Here is a 5,843-nt window from a genome sequence, read left to right as displayed (position 1 = left end):
AATAAACAAGCCGTAGATTATCTTCTATCTACGGCTTTCGATTTAAAAAAACATCTCGGAATTGAGATGGTAAAAAAGAAAAAAGGATAGATGGATTAGATTGATTCTCTAACAACGCATGTCTTTTCGAAGATATTAAATTTCAGAATTGGTTGAATATTTATCGGTATATGACTATAATTCTAGTGGTAACTAAGAATCAAATAAAAGGAGAACAAGATGATAGGACGCTTTTTTTCATACTATAGGCCTCATAAAAGATTATTTATCATTGATTTTTCATGTGCAATCTTTGTAGCCATTTTAGAACTTGCTTTTCCCCTTGCTGTTCAGTGGTTTATTGATACGCTCATTCCAGGAGACAATTGGACGATGATCGTTTCGGTCAGCATAGGTTTATTAATCGTTTATGTATGTAGTACACTTCTCCAATATATTGTGAATTATTGGGGACATAAACTTGGAATTAACATTGAAACTGATATGCGTCAGCAGCTGTTTCAACATGTGCAGAAACAATCATTTCGTTTCTTTGACAATACGAAAACTGGTCATTTAATGAGCCGGATTACCAATGACCTGTTTGATATCGGTGAGCTTGCTCACCACGGACCAGAAGATGTATTTATTGCATTCATGACTTTCATCGGTGCATTCTGGATTATGATGACCATTAATGTCAAGTTAGCCTTAGTGACGGTGTGTATTCTTCCGTTCCTGATTTTATTAATTGTGTTTAGTAATCTAAGTATGAATAAAGCTTGGAAGCAGATGTACAGTGACATTGCTGATGTTAACTCGAGAGTCGAGGACAGTGTTTCTGGAGCTCGCGTAGTTCAGTCTTTTACCAATGAAGAGCATGAGATTGCTTTGTTTGAAAAAAATAATAAAAAGTTTCGCCATGCAAAGCTGGGCGGATATAAGGTAATGTCTTTTTCTTCTTCTGGTATTTATATGATGACCCGTTTCATGACACTGGCTGTTTTAGTGGTCGGAGCGTGGTTGACATTTCATGGTCAGCTGACAAATGGAGAACTTGTCGGATTCGTCTTATATGTAAATGTTCTCTTCAAACCTGTTGATAAAATCAGTGCTCTTATGGAACTCTATCCAAAAGGAATGGCAGGATTTAAGCGATTCACTGAGATGCTGGATGTAGAGCCGGATGTACAAGATAAGCCGAACGCGATTCGGATGGATTTATTGCACGGCGACATTGTTTTTGATCAAGTAAGCTTCGGATATGATAACCAACAGACCGTACTAAAAGAGATTGATTTACGAATTTATGCCGGGGAAACAGTAGCCTTTGTCGGCCCATCCGGTGCAGGCAAGACAACCATTTGCTCCTTGATTCCTCGTTTTTATGACGTGGACCACGGAAGCATTACCATCGACGGCATTGATATCCGCGACATGACGAAACACTCACTGCGCTCACAGATTGGATTAGTACAGCAGGATGTGTTTCTGTTCACAGGGACGTTGAAGGAAAACATCGCTTATGGAATGCTTGATGCAACCGATGAACAGATCGAAGCAGCGGCTAAAAAGGCACATTTAGAATCATTCATAGCAGGCCTTCCCGACGGATACGCCACACAAATTGGAGAACGAGGGTTAAAGCTTTCAGGAGGACAGAAACAGCGGATTGCCATTGCAAGAATGTTTCTGAAAAATCCACCCATCTTAATACTCGATGAAGCCACGTCGGCATTGGATACGGAAACAGAAATGATCATTCAACAAGCACTGAACGAACTAGCAAAAAACAGAACAACACTCATTATCGCTCACCGCTTGGCAACCATTCGTAATGCAGACCGCATTGTCGTTGTCACAGAAGACGGCATAGCAGAACAAGGCAAACATGATGAATTAATTAAACAAGGCGGCGTTTTTGCCAACCTGCACAAAGTACAATTTCAAAGATAGGTAAAAGCCAGCTTTCAAAAAGCTGGCTTTTAACTATTTATCGAGGAACCAGGGGGGTATATGAACTAATTTTGACTGAAATCAAGAATAATCCCGTCTGGCATCTCAAAAAGAGTTGGAAATATCAATGTGGGTATCCACCACGCAAGGAATTTTTGAAAAAAGAGTATCTGTCTGTAAAGAAATCGAAGGATGCCGGTCGAATCAACCTACATAGCAAAAATTTAATAGACCAGGGGGGTATATGAACTAATTTTGATTGGAAATCTAGAATAATCCCGTCTGCGAGTAGATTAATCCCGTCTAGGATGAGCATAATCCCGTCTGGAGTCCAACTATTCCCGTCTGAGGAAGCTGTAATCCCGTCTGGCACCTCAAAATGAGTTGAAAATACCCATGTGGGTATCCACCCAACCCTTGATTTTATGAAAAAGAGTATCTATCCCTAAAGAAATCGATGGATGCCGGTCGAATCAACATATTTAGCCAAAATGGAATAGACCAGGGGGTATATGAACTATATTGGCTTGGAAATCAAGAATAATCCCGTCTGAGAGGCATGTATTCCCGTCTGAGATGAGCATAATCCCGTCTGGAGTCCAACTATTCCCGTCTGAGGAGGCCGTAATCCTGTCTGGCATCTAAAAATGAGTTGAAAATACCCATATGGGTATCCACCAAGCATGGAATTTTTAAAAAAAGAGTATCTATCTCTAAAGAAATCGATGGATGTCGGTTGGATCAACAAACTAACCCAAATTCGTTGTACGATATTATGCTGCATTGTTTTGCAGATGGTCCAATCTTTGCTAAAATAGATGTATGAGTTTTGTAGGAGGGTTTTTTGTGTCTGATACGATGAATAAGAAAGATCATATTCACTATATACCGCCGCAGGGGGATTACTTTACCTTTAATGATGAGGATCATTATCTTGCGAAGGGAATAGAATGGGGACTGTTAACGGCTCGTTCTGTTAAAAAGGAACTGGTATTTAAAACTGGTCGACATGAAGAACGGGTAACCTTAAAGGGATATCAAGAATATGGCATTGATGGCCAGTTTAATACGATTGTTTTGGAGTTTGATGATGGTGAACTTACGTGTATTCACCCAGCGTATTTAAAAGAGATGCAGAGTGCTGGTTTTGCTAAAGAGTTATTAAGCGGGGGATCTACAGAGTATTCTGCCAAGAAAGAAGTGACAGATAAGGCTACTTCTGAAGAGTTAACAGCTGTTGAAAAACCGGCTGCCGTTAAAAAAGCGAAGGCAAAAAAAGCACCTGCAAAACCGAAGCTCGAGCTGCCTGAAGAAAAAGTACATTTCACTGCTTCCGTTAAGGAGTTTACAGAAAAGATGAACCATTTCACGGGAGAAACAGATGAAGTTGTTTTATTTGAAGATGTGAAAATCATAGGTGACGCAGAACTTTATATTGGTGATGCATGGTGCGGGTACAGTAAAACGCTGAAAAAGCTTGAACTTGAAGAAGGCGTCGAGCTCGAATTCGATGGGAAGATTGTCGACAAAAAATTTAGTAAAGAAGTTCGTTACAAAGTGAACAACCCATCCAAATTGAAAAAAGTAGAGAGCAATTAAGCAGCCATTTGGCTGTTTTTATATGAAAAAAAAGCGGCCGAGGGGTGCTCGACAGCCTGCATGGATACTCTACGCTTTGTTTTGAAGAGATTTCTTGGCTAGTTCATCAGCCAGCTCATTGTAAATGATTCCCGAATGAGCTTTTACTTTCCTAAATTCAATATCAATGGAAGGTTTTATTTGATTAATAAATAATATGTAATCTTTTGATATTGCAGCGTTTGCTTTCCAGTCACCGATCGCCCATTTTTCTATCCCGATATAGTCATAAAATAAAACAATTTTTTTATAGCCTTTTTCTATTCCATATCTGATCGCACTTTTTACTCCCTCTATCTCGCCAGCTACATTGCGTGTTTCCACGTAATCACTATGGTTATCAGATCCCATGAGGGTTTCAAGTGGATTGTTTTTACTGATTAGTACAACGCCATAGCCGTACGTTTTAGAGAGTTTATTGTAACTTCCATCTACAAAAGCCACCAGTGTTTGATCATCAAGAAGACGAATATACTCATCAATGTTGAAATTATCATGTTTTTCCGCAGCAACTGTAAAAGCAGAACCATTTCCAATAAATTGTTCGGCTTCTATTTTCGTTGCAAAACCTTTATAAACTGCTCCACTATAGCCATCTATTTGTTTTTTACATTCAGCCCATGTCTCATATAAACCAGGTTTTTTGCCAATTTTGACGGCATAGATTTTTTTCTTAGCCATTATATCGCCTCCAGTACTTTCTCGTCTAACCAATATAGCATATAACAAGAGAAAAAAATGTATTTCCTGTGTTGTATATGGACTCGTGGGTTAGATATAATTAAGTATAAATTTCATTTTTTTGATAAAGAATAGGATGATATACATATTTTTTTGTAGCAGGTTAGAATGGTGCCCAAAACGGGTAATCAAAGTATATCCAAGATAGAGAGAGGAATTAACAACATGAAAGAATTAGTTGCACTTTTACGACAAGGAAATAAATCTGCATTTATTGCAGGAATTGTGAACGGGATTATCTCAATTTTAAAAGCGATTGCCTTCTTCTTAACTGGTAATGTTGCCATGTTCGCTGAAATGCTCCACAGCCTCGGTGATGCGGCGAACCAGTTGTTTGTCTTTATTGGCTCAGCTCTTAGTAAAAAAGCACCAACTGTACGCTTTCCGAATGGCTTTGGAAGGCTGGTTAATCTTGTTTTACTAGGTGCGGTTTTAATTGTTGGAATTATGTCTTATGAGACAATCAAAGAAGGCTACCATCATATTTTACATCCCGCCGAATCGAAAGGAATCATTATCAACCTTTCTGTGCTCGGAATTGCTGTACTGTTAGAAGGATTTGTTTTGTATAAGGCGATGAAAGAAGTGTTGCATGAAACGCATATAGAAGCATCAGGCTTTGCTATTATCCCAAAGAGTTTTGGCGCTTATAAAAATGCAAAACCCGCAACAAAATTAGTCTTTATGGAGGATTCCGTAGCCACTGCTGGCGGTGTTTTAGCAATTATCGCGATCTTATTAGCTAATTTCACTCCATTTAATCAAGTTGAAGGGATTGCATCCGTTTTAATTGGTTTAATGATGTTTTATGTTGTTGGCCGAGTATTTCTTGATAATGCAGCTGGTGCGCTTGGTGAAGCTGATCCAGACATCCAATTCAAAATTGGGAATATGGTAATGCAGGATCCTGATGTCCGTGATATTGAAGCAATCACTGTTTTGAAAGAGGGAGAAGATTTCCACGTTGAGGTGGAAGTTGAACTCGATGCCTCCATGACGGTTGCTCAAGCTGACGTGGTAAAAGATAGGCTTGTGAAGGCAATTCTCGAAGAAAGAGGCGTAACGGATGTACTTGTTGAATTTGATCAAGATGATGGCGTCACTACTTGGAAAGATTCAAAGACTCTGAAAGAAGACAATCCAAAAGTTTAAAAAAACGGCCTGAGGTTATGTACCTCAGGTTGTTTTCTTGAGCTTTATCGTTTTGGATCACCGTTTATATTTGATAAGGTATAAGTACACATTACGTTAAGCAGGAAGGGGAATACATTATGACAGATACTAAACCTAAGGCTAAGATTAAGTTAATCGCTCTTGATATGGATGGTACCTTATTGAATCAATATGATGAGGTATCAGAAGAGAACCGCAACGCTATTCTTGAAGGAGAAAATAAAGGTGTACATGTTGTGCTAAGTACTGGACGGGCCTATGCAACTTGTAGTGAATATGCTAAATCATTGAATTTATCATCCTATTTAATTACCGTAAATGGCAGTGAAATTTATAATGAACAAGGAAAATTAATT

Annotated in this window: 5 protein-coding genes; 4 read left to right on the top strand and 1 reads right to left on the bottom strand. The window is 38.8% G+C overall.

From position 1 onward, the window contains the following. The first annotated feature begins 219 nt into the window (after positions 1-219). Positions 220-1,935 carry an ABC transporter ATP-binding protein gene (locus tag AC52RT_RS10995; protein ID WP_495540783.1) on the top strand — a complete coding sequence of 572 codons (1,716 nt, stop codon included), beginning with the start codon at positions 220-222 and terminating at the stop codon, positions 1,933-1,935. An 846-nt stretch (positions 1,936-2,781) separates the two neighbouring features. Then, positions 2,782-3,534: a hypothetical protein gene (locus AC52RT_RS10990; RefSeq protein ID WP_495540782.1), complete on the top strand. Its 753-nt coding sequence runs from the start codon at positions 2,782-2,784 to the stop codon at positions 3,532-3,534. A 69-nt stretch (positions 3,535-3,603) separates the two neighbouring features. Here the strand turns inward: AC52RT_RS10990 and AC52RT_RS10985 are convergent, their stop codons facing one another. After that, positions 3,604-4,254: a ribonuclease H1 domain-containing protein gene (locus AC52RT_RS10985; RefSeq protein WP_495540781.1), complete on the bottom strand. Its 651-nt coding sequence runs from the start codon at positions 4,252-4,254 to the stop codon at positions 3,604-3,606. A 225-nt stretch (positions 4,255-4,479) separates the two neighbouring features. Between AC52RT_RS10985 and AC52RT_RS10980 the strand changes: the two genes are divergently transcribed. Then, positions 4,480-5,466, top strand: coding sequence for a cation diffusion facilitator family transporter (locus AC52RT_RS10980; protein ID WP_495540780.1), 987 nt, complete (start codon positions 4,480-4,482; stop codon positions 5,464-5,466). A gap of 119 nt (positions 5,467-5,585) precedes the next feature. Beyond that, positions 5,586-5,843: HAD family hydrolase (locus tag AC52RT_RS10975; RefSeq protein WP_495540779.1), on the top strand; the 258-nt coding region annotated here is incomplete at its 3' end.

The sequence above is a fragment of the Peribacillus sp. genome (assembly GCF_059453735.1).
This window is presented reverse-complemented; position numbering and strand designations above follow the sequence as displayed.

Bases quoted from the DNA above. Each gene is read 5' to 3' on its own strand.
- AC52RT_RS10995 (WP_495540783.1), top strand. From the start codon at position 220: ATGATAGGACGCTTTTTTTCATACTATAGGCCTCATAAAAGATTATTT.
- AC52RT_RS10985 (WP_495540781.1), bottom strand. From the start codon at position 4,254: ATGGCTAAGAAAAAAATCTATGCCGTCAAAATTGGCAAAAAACCTGGT.
- AC52RT_RS10980 (WP_495540780.1), top strand. From the start codon at position 4,480: ATGAAAGAATTAGTTGCACTTTTACGACAAGGAAATAAATCTGCATTT.